At 69.4% G+C, this 18450-nt stretch carries 13 protein-coding genes; 8 read left to right on the top strand and 5 right to left on the bottom strand.

Features of this window, described 5'->3' with window-relative positions:
* The first annotated feature begins 122 nt into the window (after positions 1-122).
* Together EJC51_RS01410 and EJC51_RS01405 are read left to right on the top strand one after the other, a co-directional pair.
* Positions 123-701 (top strand): TetR/AcrR family transcriptional regulator, encoded by a 579-nt coding sequence (locus EJC51_RS01410; RefSeq protein ID WP_244362364.1) that lies wholly within the window; start codon positions 123-125, stop codon positions 699-701.
* Positions 702-1811: 1110 nt separating this feature from the next.
* Positions 1812-2276, top strand: a complete 465-nt coding sequence (locus tag EJC51_RS01405) for a hypothetical protein (protein ID WP_244362361.1) — start codon at positions 1812-1814, stop codon at positions 2274-2276.
* 101 nt (positions 2277-2377) lie between these two features.
* Here EJC51_RS01405 and EJC51_RS01400 read toward each other — a convergent pair whose 3' ends face one another.
* Positions 2378-2581: a helicase associated domain-containing protein gene (locus tag EJC51_RS01400; RefSeq protein WP_126269307.1), complete on the bottom strand. Its 204-nt coding sequence runs from the start codon at positions 2579-2581 to the stop codon at positions 2378-2380.
* A 459-nt stretch (positions 2582-3040) separates the two neighbouring features.
* Between EJC51_RS01400 and EJC51_RS01395 the strand changes: the two genes are divergently transcribed.
* The gene (locus tag EJC51_RS01395; RefSeq protein ID WP_126269306.1) at positions 3041-3355 is read left to right on the top strand and encodes a hypothetical protein; all 315 of its coding nucleotides are present in this window, start codon (positions 3041-3043) and stop codon (positions 3353-3355) included.
* A gap of 797 nt (positions 3356-4152) precedes the next feature.
* Here the strand turns inward: EJC51_RS01395 and EJC51_RS01390 are convergent.
* Entirely contained in the window at positions 4153-4515 is a 363-nt protein-coding gene (locus EJC51_RS01390) for a hypothetical protein (RefSeq protein WP_126269305.1), read from the bottom strand.
* 322 nt (positions 4516-4837) lie between these two features.
* Complete coding sequence (locus EJC51_RS01385; protein WP_126269304.1) at positions 4838-7717, bottom strand: ATP-binding protein; 2880 nt, start codon at positions 7715-7717, stop codon at positions 4838-4840.
* A gap of 632 nt (positions 7718-8349) precedes the next feature.
* Between EJC51_RS01385 and EJC51_RS01380 the strand changes: the two genes are divergently transcribed.
* Positions 8350-9237, top strand: coding sequence for a hypothetical protein (locus EJC51_RS01380; RefSeq protein WP_166682801.1), 888 nt, complete (start codon positions 8350-8352; stop codon positions 9235-9237).
* A 76-nt stretch (positions 9238-9313) separates the two neighbouring features.
* Positions 9314-10771 (top strand): RICIN domain-containing protein, encoded by a 1458-nt coding sequence (locus EJC51_RS01375; protein WP_166682800.1) that lies wholly within the window; start codon positions 9314-9316, stop codon positions 10769-10771.
* A gap of 427 nt (positions 10772-11198) precedes the next feature.
* Here EJC51_RS01375 and EJC51_RS01365 read toward each other — a convergent pair whose 3' ends face one another.
* A complete protein-coding gene (locus tag EJC51_RS01365; protein ID WP_126269302.1) occupies positions 11199-12692 on the bottom strand; it encodes a hypothetical protein in 1494 nt (497 codons plus the stop codon).
* A gap of 550 nt (positions 12693-13242) precedes the next feature.
* Between EJC51_RS01365 and EJC51_RS01360 the strand changes: the two genes are divergently transcribed.
* Complete coding sequence (locus EJC51_RS01360) at positions 13243-15096, top strand: M1 family aminopeptidase (RefSeq protein ID WP_126269301.1); 1854 nt, start codon at positions 13243-13245, stop codon at positions 15094-15096.
* 564 nt (positions 15097-15660) lie between these two features.
* Here the strand turns inward: EJC51_RS01360 and EJC51_RS01350 are convergent.
* Positions 15661-15960: a hypothetical protein gene (locus tag EJC51_RS01350; RefSeq protein ID WP_126269300.1), complete on the bottom strand. Its 300-nt coding sequence runs from the start codon at positions 15958-15960 to the stop codon at positions 15661-15663.
* Positions 15961-16151: 191 nt separating this feature from the next.
* On the opposite strand from EJC51_RS01350, the gene EJC51_RS01345 reads away from it, so the two are divergent.
* Positions 16152-17093, top strand: coding sequence for an ABC transporter ATP-binding protein (locus EJC51_RS01345; protein WP_126269299.1), 942 nt, complete (start codon positions 16152-16154; stop codon positions 17091-17093).
* Positions 17090-18448: an ABC transporter permease gene (locus EJC51_RS01340; RefSeq protein ID WP_126269298.1), complete on the top strand. Its 1359-nt coding sequence runs from the start codon at positions 17090-17092 to the stop codon at positions 18446-18448. Before EJC51_RS01345 ends, EJC51_RS01340 begins: the two co-directional genes overlap by 4 nt.
* The last annotated feature ends 2 nt before the right edge of the window (positions 18449-18450 follow it).

Here is an 18450-nt window from a genome sequence, read left to right as displayed (position 1 = left end):
GACTTCCGGCCCGGACGACCAGCCGCCGGTTCCGGCGAAGACGCCCATGGGAGACTGCCGCGGTGACGACCCCAACCGACTCGCGTGACCGACGACCGCGCCGAACGGCACGCCGGCGGGTCGTGGACACGCGCCGGCGGGACGAACTGCTGCGCCAGGCGGAGGCGATCATCCTGGCCGAAGGCTTCACCGCGGTGACCATGGATGAACTCGCCCAGCGCCTCGGGTGCTCCAAGGCGACGCTCTACAGTCTCGCCCCCACGAAGGAACAACTGGTTCTGGCGGTCACCCGCACCTTCTTCCGGGAGGCGACGGTCGAGATCGAACAGGCCGTCCGGGCCGAGCCCGACCCCAGACAGCGCATCCGCGTCTATCTCGCCGGCGTCGGCACGGCCATGCGCCGGCATTCCCACGCCTTCTACGACGACATGGTCGGCTACGAACCGACCGCACAGATCTACCGCACGAACTCCGCCGCCGCTGCGAACCGGGTCCACGAACTGATCGAGGAGGGCGTGGGGACTGGAGTCTTCCGCGCGCTCAACGGGCACTTCGCCGCCCAGGTCGTGGCGGTGACCATCGACGCGGTCCAGTCGGGGGCCCTCCTGGAGAGCACCGGCCTGACCGCCGGCGATGCCTTCTCCGAGCTGGGGGACCTCCTGCTGGACGGACTCAGTTCGGGGCAGGGCGCACCCGAATAAGGACGGCATCTGCTGTGGGTCGGCGGGCGGCAGCTCGCATTTCGGCGGGCATGCCTCGTTGAACGGGGCCGCCTGGCGGGGCGAGAGAGCGGCGCGTATTCGGAAGCAAGCTGGTCGTCACGGCCCTCGCAGCGGCGGTGGCGTTGTGGCGCCTGTCGGGCTGGCAACGCCGTGGCCCGGGCTGGGTACCAACCAAGCTGGGCGGGCCGGGCGCACCGGACGATCTGGAACTCACCCATCGCAATCCTCCTCCCCGCCGCCGATGGTGCCTCTCATCGAATGCCTGTCCGCGCCCGATGCGCTCTCGCTCGCGTAGCAGGTGGAAGGGCGCCTGCCGCTGCATTTGTTCCGGAGTCGGGAAGGTGCTGCTCAGCTATGCCGATGGGGGTTCATCGGCAAGGCACTCCGGCCCAGGCGACTCCCCGTGCGCAATACCGTCGCACGGTCGAGGACGGGCCGCTCGTCGAGCGCTACGTCCCTGCTGTCAGCGTTGCGATCAGTTCGGCGACAGATCCGGGCCGGCGGGGCGAGCCGCGATGGGCAGACTGATGGACCCCGTCTGGACCACGGTCCCCTGCTGTCTGGCACCGCGACTACTTCCGCGCATCCGCCGTGCGCGCCGGTGAGGGCGACGACCGCCTGGCCTTTGGACCAGGAGGAGTCGGACGGTGCCGAGCGCACCGTGCCGTACACCTCCATGCCGGGGGCGAACGGAAGGTCGGGCGATGCAGCGTCGGGTGCTGGGGGAGGACCACTTGGAGACCCGTCGCACTGCCACGTGGTTGGAGAGGTTGGGCATGGGGCACGGAGAACCCGGGGTGAGGGAGTGAACCTGTGAGCCGAAGCACGGAAGTTGTCGCCAGGGGAGCCAGAAGAACCGGTGTACAGGACCGGTCGAAGCGGCCTGGTTGTCACCAGCGAAGCACGCGGCTTGTCACACATGCTCACTCGGCAGCCCTTCTGCCACCACAAGCGAGGATCGGCAGCCTCTGGCTCCCTGAGGCGGCTCCATATGGGGCGACACTTCACCACAACCGCGTCCTGCTCCTGCGCGTCCTACTACTGAGCGCCGACAGGAGTCGGCTACCCCGGGGGATCAGGACGCGAGTCATGCAGAAGTACACGATCGGCCGGCACATCTCACCGTTCTTTTGGCTCCCGCGTGGTGCGAGGCGTCAGCCACCCACGTCCGTCCGGCGACTGGTGGGGTTCTGGCTGTTCGTGCTTGCCTTCGGGGCCGGGCTCACCGCGCTCGACTGGGACGATGATTTCGGCGGCAGCTACCTCATGGCGCTGCTGCTCCTCTTCCATGTCGTCGACGACATCAGCCACGGGGTACGGCACCGCTGGCCGGCCGCACTGGCCGCCGTAGCAGTCTTGTGGGGCGCCACCCGGCTCACCAGCGCCGTCCTGCCCGGCTCCCTCGACGATGCCTGGGCGCAGAGTGTCGCCGCCGCTGTCGGTGTCACGCTCGGGCTGGCAGCGAGCGCCGCGATCACACGGCTTCCGGAGCGCCGACTGCATCGGCCCGCTGGGGGATACGACTCGGGGGTCGGCGGACAAGACTCTCGGTAAAGGACATGGCCATCGGCCTCGGTGACAACACACCTGCCTTTGTGACACCTATCGAGCTTCAGCTCACTAGGAAGCCTGACCGTGCCGGTGCCCGCCCCCGTTCACCAGCGCATGCCGAGCTCATCGAGGGCGGCGCGTCGTTCGGGGCTGAGTTTGTCAGCCCGGCGCCGGGTGCTGTCCAGGAACGACCCGAGCTTGATTCCCTCACCGTCGACGGTCTCGACGTGCTTGCACGCGGGCTGCAGGTCCCCCTTCGCGGGCGCGGAACTGGCGCGCGGCCGCAAGGTCGGTCGCCCACCGCTCATCCTGCGACCGCCGCGCCGACACCACCGGCACACCCTCCCTCTCCGGACGCACCCCGATCGTCTCCAGGAAGTACTGCTGCGTGGGCACGAACGGGTCCCCCGGCCACCTTGCCCAGCGATCCACACACCGAGGCCCTCGCCCGGGAGCACGACGTGCCCCGGCCTCCTCGCCCACCAGGTTCGTGCCGACCATGTGTAGCTACCGCTGTCGTGGAAGGTCTCCCGGGCCGGTGTTCATCGTCCTACGCCGGTCTATTCAGCACGGGCGCGGTGTCGGGGGGGCCATGGATGGGTGTGGGTACGGGGGCGTCTGACGGTTCGTCGGACGAGATCTGGTTCGTCAGTCATGCGAGGGCGGATCGGGCGTGGTCCCACGCACCTTTTTCGGATCCTGGGCCTGCCTTGGAGCTCGAGCGCGGCCTCCGGCACGGGCGCATCTGCTACGAAGGTGACGTCGCAGTGCTCGACCTCGACCACGCCCCCGCGCCGTGGCTGCTGGGCGACGCCGCCCTCGCCAGCGCCTACAACACGGCCTACGAGCGTGTGTATCCCGGCGCGCTGACCGAACTGGGCATTCCTGCCACCGCTTTGACCGGCCGCGAAGCCTGGGAACGGTCGCCGGTGCTCGCCGCGATGATCGGCCGATCTGCCACCGCGGTGACGGTGTCCGAACGGCCCCGCGCATCCCGACGGCCCCTGACCTGCCCATATCGGCAGTTCGGGGGCCGTCCTGGTCTTGCCGGGCCGCCCGTGGGCCGTGATCTTCCGATCTGATGCGACTCACGGCTCAGCAAGCGCGATCAACAGGGGTCTATCCACCAGACGTCCGTCCAGTTGACGACCATCCAGTGGTCACCGGCTATCGAGTAGGCGTAAACAGACCCCTGACTGTCTGAGTACAGAACAGCCTCTGTTCCCGGCGTCTGATTGTTGTCCAGGGTGCCCTGGCCAACCATGTACTTCAGGCGCTGTATGTCACAGTAGTAGAAATCGAATGAATGCCCGTAGGCGTCCCAACCGCATATGTGACCGTAAGCGCAGGATGCTGTGGGTTTCGCAGGCGCAGCCGATGCCGTGCCAGCAAGTCCGACGCCGACCAGGAGTGCAACTGTTGCCATGGCGGTCGTGATTTTGCGCAACACGATGGTCCCCCATCCGTCTTTGGCCCTGGTCCGTGGGCCGATCAGCCTAGGGTGACGTGTTCACAGGCGGTGCCAACATCCTTTCGAATCTCGTCGAAAGGATGTTGGCACCCCTTGACACCTCTTCGCCCAGCAGCAGAGAACAGCCTCAGGAGAGGCGCTGAAACATCGTGTCGATGGCGTGGTGATGGGGATTCGCAATTTCCCCCACAGCCGCTCTTCGGTCCCCACTCAGTTGCCGTGGGGGACGGGGTCGGGGCCGCCCGCTCGCGGAGTGTGCGGGCCGTGCCCATGCGTCAAGGGCGACTGCGGCGTCGCTCCGCGATGGGCTTCGCCCATCCTGGACAGTTCGACCCGCCCCTGGACCTGGCTGGCTACTGGGCAGCCCCTCCCTTGTGGCGTCCGGCCGCAAGTTCCAGAGGACCACGCTCAGCCGATCACCTCGTCGCCTTGCCTCTGCGGCACAGGAAGCCAGGCCTTCACGCCCTCATCCCAACGAAGGTGATGCCCCCACAACTCCGGCTGGCGTACATCCAGGTCGATCAGTGCAAGCCGGGCTTCGTCGGTTAGTTCCGCAGCTACCTCAATGGTGATGGAGATGCCGTCGGTCGGTAGCCTCCCAGAGGTGATCACGAATTCCTCTTGCCCCCTGGATGAACGGCGGCGCCGGGGGAGGTGGACGCTCACTGATGCCCCGAGGCGCTCACCGAGTTTTGCAGCAAACGCCATCACGAAGGGGCCTGCCGCCGCTGAGCCCAGCACTGTCACGGCCATTTGGAACGTCGCCGGCATAGGACCAGGGCCAGCAGTCCCAGACCGGCCAGAGCGTAGACGACCCACGAGAGAGAACCTGTCAGCATGTTGGATATTGCAGCCTGGGAACCCGTACGACGGAAGGTAGTTCACGGAACCTTGGCATACCGCGACGGCGCCGACTGATCGCAGGTCCAGCAACCTGTGGGTGGGGAATTGAGCCGAGCAGGTCTGTCCCACCCCTGAGCACGGGGTGGGGAGATTCAAGGCTCTGGCCGCAGTTGCGTGAAAGCTGAGCGGTCGAGCCGATCAGCTTGGCCACGGCAGGACGGTGAGCTCCGGCCACTCCCCGGCGCGTTCCTCAGGCAGGCTCGTCGGATCCGGGCCTGCCGGAGTTCGGCAGGCTGCCCTGGATTTCCTTCCGCCCGGTGCGCAGTTTCGCCCGGACGCGGGCCACGTGCTTCTCGACGGTGCGGGGAGACAGGAAGAGGGTCTGGGCGATGTCCTGGTTGGTCGCGCCGTCGGCGAGCAGCTTGGCGACCTCCAGCTCACGGGGCGACAGCTGGGATCCGTAGCCGCGGCGTCCCGGTCGCCGCGACATCTCGACACCGAGTTCGCGCAGGCGGTGTTGGCAGCGTGCCGCGTCGCCGCCCGCGCCGAGGTCAGCGTAGGCGTGCCGGGACTCGGCCAGGTGCACGACCGCCTCTTCCGGACGCACGCAGGTCAAGGCCTCACCCCGGCGTTCGGCGGCCTTGGCGACGTCGTAGGGACGGCCGATGTCCTGCCACCTGTGCTGCGCCTCGGCGAAGTGCTCGGCGGCCAGGGCCGGCTCGGTGGCGCGGAGCAACAGACCTCGGGTCAGTGCCAGTTCGGCCGAGGCGGCGGGCGCGTCGCGGTCGCACAGGTCCGACTCGACCTCCGCCACGAGCCGTTCGACCAACGCGTGGTGTCCACAGGCCAGCGCGGCCTCGGCCGCGACCGGGACGAGGTCCATGGTCCGCGTCCAGGACCTGAGTCCTCGCAACGTCGACAGCGCGGGTTCGGCGATCGCCCAGGCCGCCTGCGGGTCCCCCTCGGCGAGCCGGGCCGCGGCGAGCGCGGCGGCGATCCTGGTGCTCACGTCCACCTCGCTCGTACCGCTGGCGGCCGCCGCCGCGGTGGCCAAGTGACCGTGGGCCAGGGAGCGCCGCCCCTGGGCGAAGGCGAGGTGTCCCCGGCACAGGGCTCGGTCGATGTCGATCTGCTTCACGTCGGGGTGGGCCTGCGTCAGGGCCGCGTAATCCTCCTCCAGCCGGGTCCAGCGCCCGGCCAGCCAGTCCAGGCGCAGCTCAACGACGCGGGGAAGGCATTCGATGCGCCCGTGAGTTGCGTGTTCGACCAAGTTTTCGACCTCGCGCAGCAAAGCTTGGGCCCGCCGGTCGTGGCCGAGCTGGATCGCCACCTCGGCGAGGGAGTACAGCGCGTAGGTGGCGTCGCGCGGCACCGCGCCGGCGGCATCTCGGCGCGGTAGCCGGTCCAGCAGCGGCCAGACGGCGGGATCGCCGTCCCGTGCCATCAGGATGAGCCGGTTGATCTGGACCAGTCGCCGGCTCCTCTCGTCGGCGCCGTCGCGGACGGTCCGCTCGGCTCGGCTTTGCCAGTCCCACGCGTGCGCGGCGGCACCGTCCCGCTCGTTGAGGGCCAGGTTGAACATCGCCATAGCCGCCTTGTGCGGCTGGGTGGCCGCCAGTTCGTCGACAGCGTGGGCGAGTTCGCGGAAACCGGCCGGGTCGGCGCCGACGTTGAGCATGACCAGGCCGAGCCCCAGGCGGATCTCGCCCCGGACGGCATCCGGCAGCTGCGGATCGGCCAGCACGGTCCGCAGCTCGCGGGCGGTCACGGCGTAGTCGACGCCGTAGTTGACGATCCGGGCGAGCGCGAGCGCGGCGCGGGACCGCCGTTCGGTGTCCACGCCGGGCTGGTCCAGGATCCGGTGCAGGAGGGTGGCCGCGGTGCCGGTGTCGCCGAGCGCGACGGCCTGGTCGACGGCCTGCTCGATCTGTTCGAGCCAGCCCCCCTGGTCGCCGGTGGCCAGCGTGTGGCGGGCGATCTGCACCAGGGGGAGCGGGTCGTGGGTCTGGAGCTCGTCGATGGCCCGCCGGTGCAGGCGGGCCCGGCGAGGCCACGGGATGTACCGGTAGGCGACCTGCTGGGCCAACACGTGACGAAAGGTGTAGCGGCCGGAATCGGTCACGCGCAGCACCGCCGCCCGCAGCGCGTCGACCAGCCCCTCGGCCGCCGCGTCACCGTCCAGGCCGGCGACCTCGGCCAGCAGTTCTTCGGTGGCTGGTACGGCCAGCACCGCCGCCGCGTCCACGACCGCGGCGCCGATCGGCGACAGCGAGGTCAGCCGCTCGGTGACCGCTTCCCGTAGACCGGTGGGCACTTCGGCCCGCTCCAGCTCCCTGACGTCGCGACAGGCCTGGTCCCGCAGCGTGATCAGGTCTTCCTCGGCGACCAGCGGCAGGCCCTCGCTGCGGCGGTGGAGCACCGCGCAGAGCTCTGGGGTGGCGTGGCTGCCGAGCGCGGCGCCGGCGAGATCCGCCACCTCGTTCTCGGTCAGCGGTGACAGCCGGATCACGGTGCCGCTGGTGCAGGGTGGCGGGCGGTAGGCCGCGCCCAAGGCCGCGGTCCCGGGCGGCAGGTCCTCGGCCCGGTAGGTGACCACCAGGACGAACTGGTCGGGCAGGTCGCGGGCGAGCAGCAGGAGCAGTTCGCGGGTGGCGTCGTCGGCCCAGTGCAGGTCCTCGACGACCAGGATCACCCGCCCGACCACGTCGAGCACGGAGCGCACGGCCTGGATCAACTGGTGGCGCAGCGCACCTGGGTGGCCCGGTGTGGCGGGCGCCGCCGGGAGGCGGTCGGCCAGGTCCGGCAGCAGTGGGGCCAGTGCCCCGGCCGTCGGCGGCAGCCCGGTGGCCGGCAGCCACGGACCGACCTTGCCGAGCGCGTCCACCACCGGCCCGTACGGCAGGGGCTCGCGCAGCGGGCAGCAGAAGCCCGTCACCACCCGCCACCCCTCGGTCTTCAGGATCGCGGTGGCCTCGAGCACCAGCCGGGACTTGCCCATGCCCGCCTCGCCCTCGATCATGACAACGGCGGGCGGCCGTCTGGTGACGGCGAGTAGAAGATCGAGTTCCTGGCGGCGACCGACGAACGTGAAGCCCCGGCCGAGACCGGAGGAGCCTTGCTGGTCAGCCACCTGAGCACCGTCCCTTACGGACACATCCTGGCTCGACTGGTGACGGAAGGTGACCGGCGGAGGCTGGTCGGCCCGCCCTCGTCGGCGGCACCCACTTTATTGCGGCTGCCTACCCAATCAATACGTCTGTGACGCGTGCCTCATTGCTTCGCCGCACTGCGGATCTGCATCGTCAGTGCCGTTCCACCACGGTCATGGGCGTCCGAACAGAGACCGTCACACCATGAGGACCCTGGCGCGGGACGGCCCCACGATCGTCGCCGCCGTCGCCCCGCCGCCATCACGTTCGCCGCGATCACGCGGTGGCCGGCCGCCACGGACCGACCTTGCCGAGCGCGTCCACCACCGTCCTTCACGGGACGCCCCCGGTCCGGTCGCCCGCAGTGGCCGACCGGGGCCGGCGTCATCGGCCCTACCCATCCTTAAGCGGCCGCCTACCCATTCAATCCGTCCCCCATTGTTTCGGCCTGCCCCTCACCTGCATCGTCCATGGCATCCACACAGGTGAAAGCCACGACAAGGCGTGAGAACGCTCTCGCACTCCAACCGGCGGGTGCAGTGGCACACCGCAACCACTCCCCGACGGAGAGCTCATGTTCAATCGAGCAGCACCGCGTCTGCCCAACTGGCAGATGCGCTACCGGATATCAGCACTCGCGGCGCTCCTCGCGGCCGTCGTGGTCATCCTGGCCCAGGCCCTCGTCTCAACCAGCCCGGCGCACGCGGCAGGGTTCTGGGACTGCCCGAACGGCTTCGGCAACTCCTCCTCGTGTTCCAACATCGTCAACACCGACACGGTGAGCGAACGGCAGTTGCCGAACGAGGTGTACCGCGGGGACTCGCGGTCGCCGTACGAGATCTTCAACAACGGCTTCACAGCGGTCGGTACCGACTACGACCTCCCGCGCCACATCCAAGGCCGCGACGGCAGCGGCTACATCTCCACGAGCGCGAATCTGTCGGTGTCGGAAACCTTCGCCCGCAGCCAGGGTCGCAACAATCTGGGTGCGGCGATGACGAATCCCTGCCGGTCCGGCCGCCCGAGTGCGCAGTGGACTCCCTTTCCGGGGATGGGTTGGACGCTGACCGGTCAGTGCACCGGCAGCTGGGTGGAGGCGGACGCCTACGTGTACGTCATCGATGCCCGCATGGCGCGGAACGCTCTTTACACCGACGACCAGGTGCGCGGAAACCCCGGGCTGGCGCGTTTCGGGGGCCAGCAGGAGTGGGCGTACATCCACCACATCCCGAACTACGCGATCATCGGCGTGCGCGTGTACCGCATGAGGGATCAGATCATCAATGGCCAGCTCGGATACCGGGGTGAGACGTTCAGGTACGACCGCTTCATAGGCAACCCCGCTCATGCCCAGGCGCGGGCGACCTATGACCCGTCCGCTGACTCGAGCGCCCGCTTCAACAGGGACACCTACCTCGGCGTGCCCTCGATCGCGGCGAACCCGTATACCCGCGGCTGCTCAGCGATCACCCGGTGCAGGGGCGGCGACGACCATGGCTGAGACCGGCTCGACTCTCGACACAACCGGCCACGCAGACGACGGCGTGATCGTCCGCCCCTCGGACTCAAGGAAGACCATGTTGGACAACGCATCGACAGCGCCGCGCCGCATGCGCTCCGCGCTGCGGGAGCGGCCGCACGCCGCCCTGCTCGCCCTCCTGTCGCTTGTGCTGGCGGGCGGGTCGCTGCTCCCGGCCGCGGCCGCACACGCCGACACTGCCACTGGTTCCGACTGGGAGGAGGTTGTGGAACTCGCGGACTACAACCACGCCCTCACCGCGTTCGAGGACCCGAAAAGCGGCCCGATGATCATCTTCCCGTCCGGCTACGCCGGTGACATCAACAACCTGCAACACCCGAGCGACTGGACCGACTCCAACGGCAACACCCCGACCAGTTGGCCCACCCCCACGACCGCCAAAAGCTCCGTGTTCACGCAGGACCAGCTCAACACCGTGCAGAACGCGGTCCTCGACGCCATCCAGCCCGGCGACGACACCACCACCTACTCCCTGGCTGCCGGCTACGACGGCGCGAGCGACCGGGTGATCGTGCAGACCAGCGCCCCCTCGTCCGTCACCGACCCGCTGGCCGCCAAGTACCCCGACCAGGTCGTCATCCAGGGCCCGCCCGCGAGCACCCCGCCCACCGTGTGCGAGCCGCAGCTCTCGCTCACGTCCAACCCCGGCAACACCGGCGGCGCGACCGCGGCGAGCGAGCAGTTGCAGGCCATGGCCGACTACAACTGCGCCCTGTCCGCCTACGAGGACCCGACCACCGGCCCGGTGATCATCTTCCCGTCCGACTACGCCGGTGACATCGACAACCTGCAGATCCCGCAGCACTGGACCGACTCCAACGGCAACACCCCGACCAGTTGGCCCACCCCGACCACCTGGCGCAGCTCGAAGTTCACCAACGAGCAGGTCCAGAAGATCATCGTCGCCGCCGTCGACCAGATCGAGCCGGTCGGCTCGACGATCTACTACGCCGCCGCCCACTACGACGGGATGCACGACCGGATCGTGGTGAACACCGACGCCCCCTCCTCGGTCACCGACCCACTGGTGGCCGCCTACCCCGACCAGGTCACCATCGCCAGCACGAAGGCCCCGGCGATCCAGATCACCAACAAGCACAGCAACCTCGACCTGGGGATCGACGGCGCCTCCACCACGGACGGCGGCGCGGTCGTGCAGCAGACCGCGGACACCACCGCCAACCAGCAGTGGCGGCTGATCGACGCCGGCAACGGCCAGTACAAGCTCAAGAACGTCAACAGCGGCCTGCTGCTCGGCATGGCCGGCGGCTCCGGCAACCCGGGCGCCAACGCCGTGCAATGGGACGACGACGGCCACGACGACCACCTGTGGAAGGTGGTCGACGCCGGCCACGGCTACGTCAAGCTGGTCAACGTGCGCAGCGGGCTCCCGTTGGACGTCTCCGGAGCCTCGACCGACCCCGGAGCGAGCGCGCTCCAGAACACCGACAACGGGGCCGATTCCGAGCTCTGGCAGCTGACTCCGATCAGCTGACGAGTGGCGGTCGCCACCGCGGGCATCGCCCGGGGTAGCGTTCGCCGGCGCGCGCAGCCCGGGCGGACGGCGAACCGGCCCGGGCTGCGCGCGGTCGTGCGGGATGCGCTGCCGGTGCCGACCTGGCTGGAGGTCCGGGTCGGGCAGCCGGAGGGCCGCTGCCACCGGCAGGGTGTTGATGCGGTCTTCTACGTCACCGACAGGGGACCAAGTGGCGCTCGGTTCCTGCCGACTTCCCCGCGTGGGATCGCGTCTGTGCCTTCTTCCGCAGGTGGCGGGAGAACGGACTGGTCGGGGAACTGCACGACCGGCTGCGTGGCAAGGTCGGTACAGCCGGGGCCGACAGAACGCCGCGCATCACCAGGGGCGCTTCGGCGTGGTCTGCTGGGCAGGCCCGCTCCGGCTCGTCCTGGCCGCCAGGGGGTTTCTACGTCCTCACTTCGCCCTTCGTCAGCAGCCACTCCTCGTGCACGGCGCCCAGAGGGATGCGTGTCTGGAAGACGGGGGTGCCGAAGATGGAGAGCTGCAGATTCAGGGTGCCGCTCAGGTCGACTCCGCCGTACAGGGCCCAGGAGCCGGAGGCGGACCCGGTGCCGTTCGCCGAGCCCCCTGCTGTCGCGTTGGATTCGGCGCGGAGATAGGGGGCGAGGTCGGCGGTGACGCCCACCGTGCCGTAGAGGCCCACTGTCGCCTCGGCGCCCATGGCGGCCTTGACGTCACCGAGGGTGGTGACCGTCGTCTTGAGGGGTTCACCGGTCATGTGGGATTCGCTGACACCGGTCCAGCCCTTGGCCCAGGAGAAGTTGCCGCCTACGCGGAAGTCGCCCTTGAGGTGCTGTTCGGCGTCGACCGTGACGCGGCCGTCGGCGTCCACCCGGAAGGAGCAGACAAGGTCGAGGTTGACGACGATCGGGACGGGGCCGACCTGGATCACGGGGTCGGCGTGCAGTTCGGCGAAGGGGATGCGGATCTGCTTGCCGTTCGTCGTGCCGGCCGCGCGGCCCTTCAGCTGCCACTGGGAGTTCCACTCGCCGGTCAGCCCCAGGAACGCGCCGCTGGGCGAGGAGTTCGCGGCGGCGCGGGATCCGTCGTACGAGAAGGCGACCTCGGGGGCCAGTTGGACAAAGCCGTCGAGGGAGGCGGCGGCCGAGGCGGGGGCACCCGTGGCCGTCTTCACGGCGGTTGTGACATCGATGCGCAGGCTGCCCAGCGGGAGCTTCGCGCCCTCGGGTCCGAAGGTGAGATCCCCGGTCTTCGCCCAGGAGACCTTCACGCCCTCGACGAGCGGCTCGACCTTCAAGGCGGACGGGTCGACGGGGACCGCGCCGTCCGCCTTGCTCTTGCCCAGGACGGAGTTGAGCTTGGCCGGTTCCGTCTGCACGGTGGCAGTGCCGTCCGCCGCGGTGTCGACGATCTCGGTCACCTTGGCCAGTACGCCGTCGGGGGCGCCGGGGGCGGGGGCGCTGGCTATGACGTCACCGACAGCCACGGCGGGGTTGGAGTGCGCGCCGCCCGAGCCCGAGCCTGGTCCCTTGGGAGTGGCCGAGGCGGTGGGCGAGGAAGCGGCCGTTGCCGACGGGGTGGCCGGTGGTGCCGCGTCCGAGCCGGAGGCCGGTGCCGCTATGACCGCCCGGCCGCTCTTCCTGTCGTACGACGCGACCTTGAGCGCGGATTTCCTGGCGCGGGCCTGGTCGGGAGTGTGCGCGGAGGCCACTGCGGTCGGGGTGGCGGCGTCATCGGTCGGGGCGGAGACGACCGCGAGTCGCTCCTCGCCGGTGCCGGGCTTTGACGCTTCGGCCGTCGAGCCGGCTGCCTCGCCGGTGGTGGCGGGGGAGTGGGCGGAGCAGCCGGTGGCCAGCAGAGCCGCGACGGTGATCGTTGACAGGGCCGAAACCAGGGCATGCGCTCTGAGTTTGTGCACGCGTGAGTCCTCGGGAGCGGTGGTAGGGGGTGTGCTTCGGGAAGGAATGGCGCTGGTGCGCGGCCGGCGGGGCTGTCTTCGTGACAGTGCGCGGCGGTTATTACCTGCCAGTAAGCGAGCATGAGCATGCCAGCTTGGCGGCCCGGCAGGGGTCACTTCTCCTCTGGGTGCAGGGTGACGTGCAGCACATTCATCTGTGGGTCAACTGGCCTACAGGGAAATGGCGTTGGGGGCATCCCGTAACTCGGCGCATCGAAGCCCGTCGCGCGGATCGAGGTGCTGGAGCAGCGCCTGAGCCGCGTGGAGGGTGAACGCGTCATCGAGCTGACGTACCGCTACGCCCCGTACTGTCGAAGCGGATTCCCTGAACACCGGATCCGCGCTCGGTGAATCGGCCTCCGAATCGGTGTGCCCATCCCCATCGCACCCTTCCATATGGCATGCTCCCGTCAATCGATACACGCAGCCCACGGCCACCCACCGACGCACCCCTGCCGGTGGGTAGCCGCCCGAGCAGACCGGGATCCCGGTCGCCGCAAAGGAGTTACGCGTGAGAACCACCCCCCACGGATCCGTCGCCGCGCGCGCCCTCGCCGTCGCCGCGCTGGCCGCCGTGTCCCTGCTCCCCGTCCACCCGGCGTCCGCCGCCACCGACGCGGCTGTGGCCTGCACGCCGACCCAGGCGGTCGTCAACGGCGGCTTCGAGAGCGGCACTTCGCCCTGGACACAGTCGTCCACGAGCGTGATCACCAGCCGTTCCGGCCAGTCCGCGCACGGCGGCACCAGCTTCGCCTGGCTCGACGGCACCGGCGGCACGCACACCGACACGCTCTCGCAGAGCGTGACGATCCCGTCCGGATGCAGCACCGCCACCCTCTCGTTCTGGCTGCACATCGACACCGCCGAGACCACCTCGTCCACCGCCTACGACAAGCTGACGGCGAAGATCGGCAGCACCACGTTGGCGACGTACTCGAACCTCGACAAGGCCACGGGGTACGTGAAGAAGACCCTCGACGTGTCGTCGTTCGCGGGCCAGACCGTGACCCTCGCCTTCACCGGCACCGAGGACTCCAGCCTCCAGTCCAGCTTCGTCCTCGACGACATCGCCCTCGACACCTCCGGCGACACCGCCCCGCCGGCGGACTCGACACGGACGCCGGCCGCGCCCTCGTACACGGTGAACCTGAGCAGCAACACCTCCGGCACCGTCTGGACCGGCCACGAGAGCGCCACCTTCACCAACGCCTCCTCGACCGCGCTGAGCGAGGTGTACCTGCGCCTGTGGGACAACTACCACGGCACCTGCGGCGCGATGCCGATCACGGTCACCAACGTCACCGGCGGTACGGCCGGTTCACTCTCCGTCGCCTGCACGGCGCTCCAGATCACCCTGCCGACACCCCTGACGCAGGGTCAGTCCGCCACGATCGGCTTCGACCTGGGCATCACCGTGCCCAGCGGCGCCGACCGGTTCGGCCATGACGGGGCGTTCAACAACATCGGCAACGCGCTGCCCGTGCTCGCGGTGAAGGACGGCTCGGGCTGGCACCTGGACCCGTACACCAACAACGGCGAGTCGTTCTACTCCCTGGCCGCCGACTTCAAGGTGACGCTGGACCACCCGAGTTCGCTCCTGGTCCCGGCCACCGGCACCTCGACCGACACCCCCGGCTCCAGCGGGCGCACCGTCACCACGGCGACCGCGTCGAAGGTCCGTGACTTCGCCTGGGCGGCGGGCCCGTTCAGCAAGATCTCCGGCACCTCGGCGGCCGGGACGGCCATCAACATCTACTCCGTCTCGGGCATCAGCTCCTCCGACGCGCAGTCGATGCTGAGCACCGCCAAGACGGCCGTCGACGCACACGCCGGCCGCTTCGGGGCCTACCCCTACAGCGAGTTGGACGCGGTCATCGACAACAACTACTGGTTCGGCGGCATGGAGTACCCGGGCTTCGTCCTGGACCTCGTCAGCACCACCGCCCTCACCCACGAGATCGGCCACCAGTGGTGGTACGGCATCGTCGGCGACGACGAGTACAACAGCCCCTGGCTGGACGAGGCGTTCACCGACTACGCCACCGACCTCGCCCTCGGCAAGACCGGCGCCAACTGCTGGAACAGCGTCTCCTGGGCCTCCTCGGCGGAGAAGATCACCAACTCCATGGCCTACTGGGACGCCCACTCGTCCCGGTACTCCACCGTCGTCTACGGCTACGGCAAGTGCGCCCTGCACGATCTGCGGCGGCTGATCGGTGACACTGCGATGACCAACCTGCTGAAGAGCTACGCGAGTTCACACTGGTACGGCGTCTCGACCACCGCCGAGTTCAAGGTGGCCGCCCAGGCAGCGACCAGCACGGATCTCACGTCGTTCTGGAGCACGCACCGTATCGACGGCTGAGCCGGCGCAGGTCAGCCGACCGCGACGAGGAAGGCCAGCACCGAGGCGTCCTCCTCGATCAGGGGGGCGAGCACGGTGTTGAACAGGTCGCCATAGGGGGATTTAACTGCCTGCTCTCTATCCGCTCGCGCGGTCGGAAGGTTCGAACGAGGGCCTGGTTCGAGTGAGTTGTCCGGGACTGGTGCATGAAGGAAAGGCCTCTTGGTAGCTCGCGGATGTCGAGTCCAGCGAAAACCAAGAGGCCCTTTTCCCGAAGTGTCGGCCTCCGCACAGTCGGGGCAGGTCAACTCCTGCCTGAACGGTGGGCTTCGAGCACGTTGAGGATGTGCTGTTTTCCGGGCGTGATGTGCGGGTGGAAGGGGCGAGTGACTCCTCGGGCATCCTGGTGGTGGAGGCGATGTCGACGGCCCGCCCAGGTCGGTGCCCGAACTGGTCGGCGCTGGCTCCGCCTGAGAGGTGGACGGGTCCTCCGACGTTATAGGAGCCGGCCGCCGCGTCCCGCATGAAGCGTTCGATCACGCTGCGGGGCGTGGCCGGGTCGACCACCGCGTGGCCGTGGATCTGCTACACGCCGAAGGCCCGGCCGCGGGGATGGCCGCTGGGGCGGCTGGTACCGAAGACATCGAGGGGATGGCCGGAGCGGACCACGCTGACGTACATCCGATATGTGCCCGCCAGACGCCGCATCGCGGTGGGGACACCGTCGTGGATGCGGCCGCCGCGCAGATCGGCCCGGGCGGCGGGCGGCAGTTCGATGCGGGAGTGGGCGAGGATCGCGCCGACGCGGCCCGCCGCGCCGAGAACGCAGCCCGCAACACCCAGCAGTACGGCTCGGCGGGACGGTCGACCGGGCTCGTGCGTCATAGCTCCCAGCGTCCGCCCATCGGGGCCGCCCTACGCCCGACCCCCTTGCCCGCTTCTCAGCCGATGCGAGTGCTTCGTACTCGTGTACTTGCCAATCACTTGACGATCCGTTCCCTGGACGTTCAACCCTGGTCCCCCGCCTGCGCTGTGTGGCGTCCCTAGGTTTCCTGGGGGTTTGGGAAGAGGGGACTATGGACGCACTTCTCGCGGTCCGGGCGCGTGGGATCAACAAGTGTTTCGGCGATGTCGTGGCACTCGACAACGTCGACCTCGATGTGACGCAGGGGCAGATCCACGGCCTGGTGGGACCCAACGGCGCCGGCAAGACGACGCTGCTCGGCCTTCTGCTGGGGCTGGCCGTCGCCGACAGCGGCCGGCTGGAGATCCTCGGGACGCCGGTGGAGCGGGCGCTCGCCGTTCCCGACGGGGTCGCCGGCTTCGTGGACGGTCCCGGCCTCTACCCCTCCCTCACCGCCCGGCAGAACCTCGCCGCGCTGGCCCAACTCCGGGGCCACGACGCGCGGACGGCGGGAATCGACGAGGTGCTCGACCAGGTCGGCCTCACCGACGTCGCCGACGACAAGGCCCGCGGCTTCTCCCTCGGCATGCGGCAACGGCTCGGTCTGGCCGCCGCCCTGCTCACCAAGCCCCGGCTGCTGGTGCTCGACGAACCCTCCAACGGCCTTGACCCGTCCGGCAAAAGACATGTGCACCGGGTTCTGACCCGGCTCGCCGCCGACGGCACCAGTGTGGTCGTCTCCAGTCACCGGATGGACGACCTCGAGGCGCTGTGCTCCGAGGTGACCATCCTCGCCACCGGACGAGTCGTCTTCTCCGGGCCACTGAACAAGCTGGCCTCCGAGAACCGCGAACTCGACTACCGGGTGCGCACTTCCGATCCGCTGGCCGCGCGCCGACTGGCCAACGACACGGACGGGATCAGGGTCGTCGAGGGCACCGGGATGCGGCAGGACGCCGAGGTACTGGTGGTACGAGCCCTGGTGCCGGCGCTCGACGAACTGGTGGCGTACCTCGTGCGGTCGGGTGTCGCCGTGCGCGAACTGGCGCCCGTCGTCTCGCCGTTGGAGGCCGCGTTCCTCGCCCTCACCGAGCGTCAGGAGGACGGCAAATGACCACGGCCATCGCCGATGACAGCGTTGCCATCGTCCGCCGGGTGCCGCTGTCGCGCGGCTACCGCTTCGAGTTGGTGAAGCTGGTCTCGCAGTGGCGGATCCGTCTGCTGGTCCTGGCCTGCTGGATCGCGCCGGCGCTTTTCGTGGCCGGGGTGAGCCGGCAGAGCACCTTGCCGTCCGACACGCTGTTCGGCCGCTGGATGCATGCCACGGGGTGGGCCGGGCCGCTGGTGATGCTCGGTTTCGCGGGCACCTGGGCACTGCCGCTGCTGACGTCGGTGGTCGCCGGTGACGTGTTCGCCGCCGAGGACCGACTGGGGACCTGGCGGCATCTGCTGGTGGCGGTCCGCCCACCCCGCCGGATCTTCGTGGCGAAGTCGCTGGCCAGCCTCTCCGTCATCCTGCTGCTGGTGGCCGGGCTCGTCTGCTCCAGCGTGGTCGGCGGGTTGGCGTCGGTCGGCAACCAGCCGCTGGTCGGCCTCGACGGCCGTCTGCTGACACCGGGGGACGCGGCGGGCCGGGTCCTGCTGGCGTGGCTGTGCGCGCTCGCGCCGACCCTGGCCCTCGCCGCGATCGGCCTGCTCGGATCGGTGGCCCTGGGGCGCTCCCCGACGGGCCTGCTGCTGCCGCCGCTGGTCGCCCTCGGCATGCAGGTCGCCCAGATGCTGCCACTGCCGGTCGCCGTACGCCTCGCCCTGCCGGGCTACGCCTTCCTCTCCTGGAACGGCCTGTTCACCAGCCCGGCCCAGCTCGGCCCGCTGCTGATCGGCGTCGCGGTCAGCCTGGTGTGGGCCGTGCTGGCGACGGCACTGGCCTATCTGCTGTTCCTGCGGCGGGACTTCACCAACCTGGCCTACGACGGTGCCGGTCGCCGGGCCCTCACGCTCGGGCTGCTGCCGCTGGCCGCCCTCACCGCCGCCACCGTCGCGGTGGTCGCCATGGCGATGCCGTCCACGGGCTCCGGCATCGAGCAGGACAAGGTCCAGCGTTCGGTGGCCACCGCCTTCGCCCACCTCTACCGGCTGCAGACCCGGCAGTTGCACCGACCCGCCGTCACGGAGGCGCAGCTGCGGACCACGGCGGCGTGCACCAAGAGCGACGGCCAGGGCGCTCAAGAAGGCGCGGGCAACGACTGGCGTTGCGTCGTGACCTGGCATCTCCCCGACGTCGCGGTGGCCGGTACGGCCGTCTACCAGCTCGACGTCGCCTCGGACGGGCGGTTCGTGGCCGACGGCGACGGACCGAAGGAAGTCAACGGCTACTTCCTCGTCCGTACCCCCACCGGGGACGCCCCGAACCCCCTTTGGCAGTTCGACGGCAACGTCGAACTGCTCGACACCACCTCGAAGGGATAAGT

The sequence above is a fragment of the Streptomyces aquilus genome, assembly GCF_003955715.1.
GTDB classification, from domain to species: Bacteria; Actinomycetota; Actinomycetes; order Streptomycetales; family Streptomycetaceae; genus Streptomyces; species Streptomyces aquilus.
This window is presented reverse-complemented; position numbering and strand designations above follow the sequence as displayed.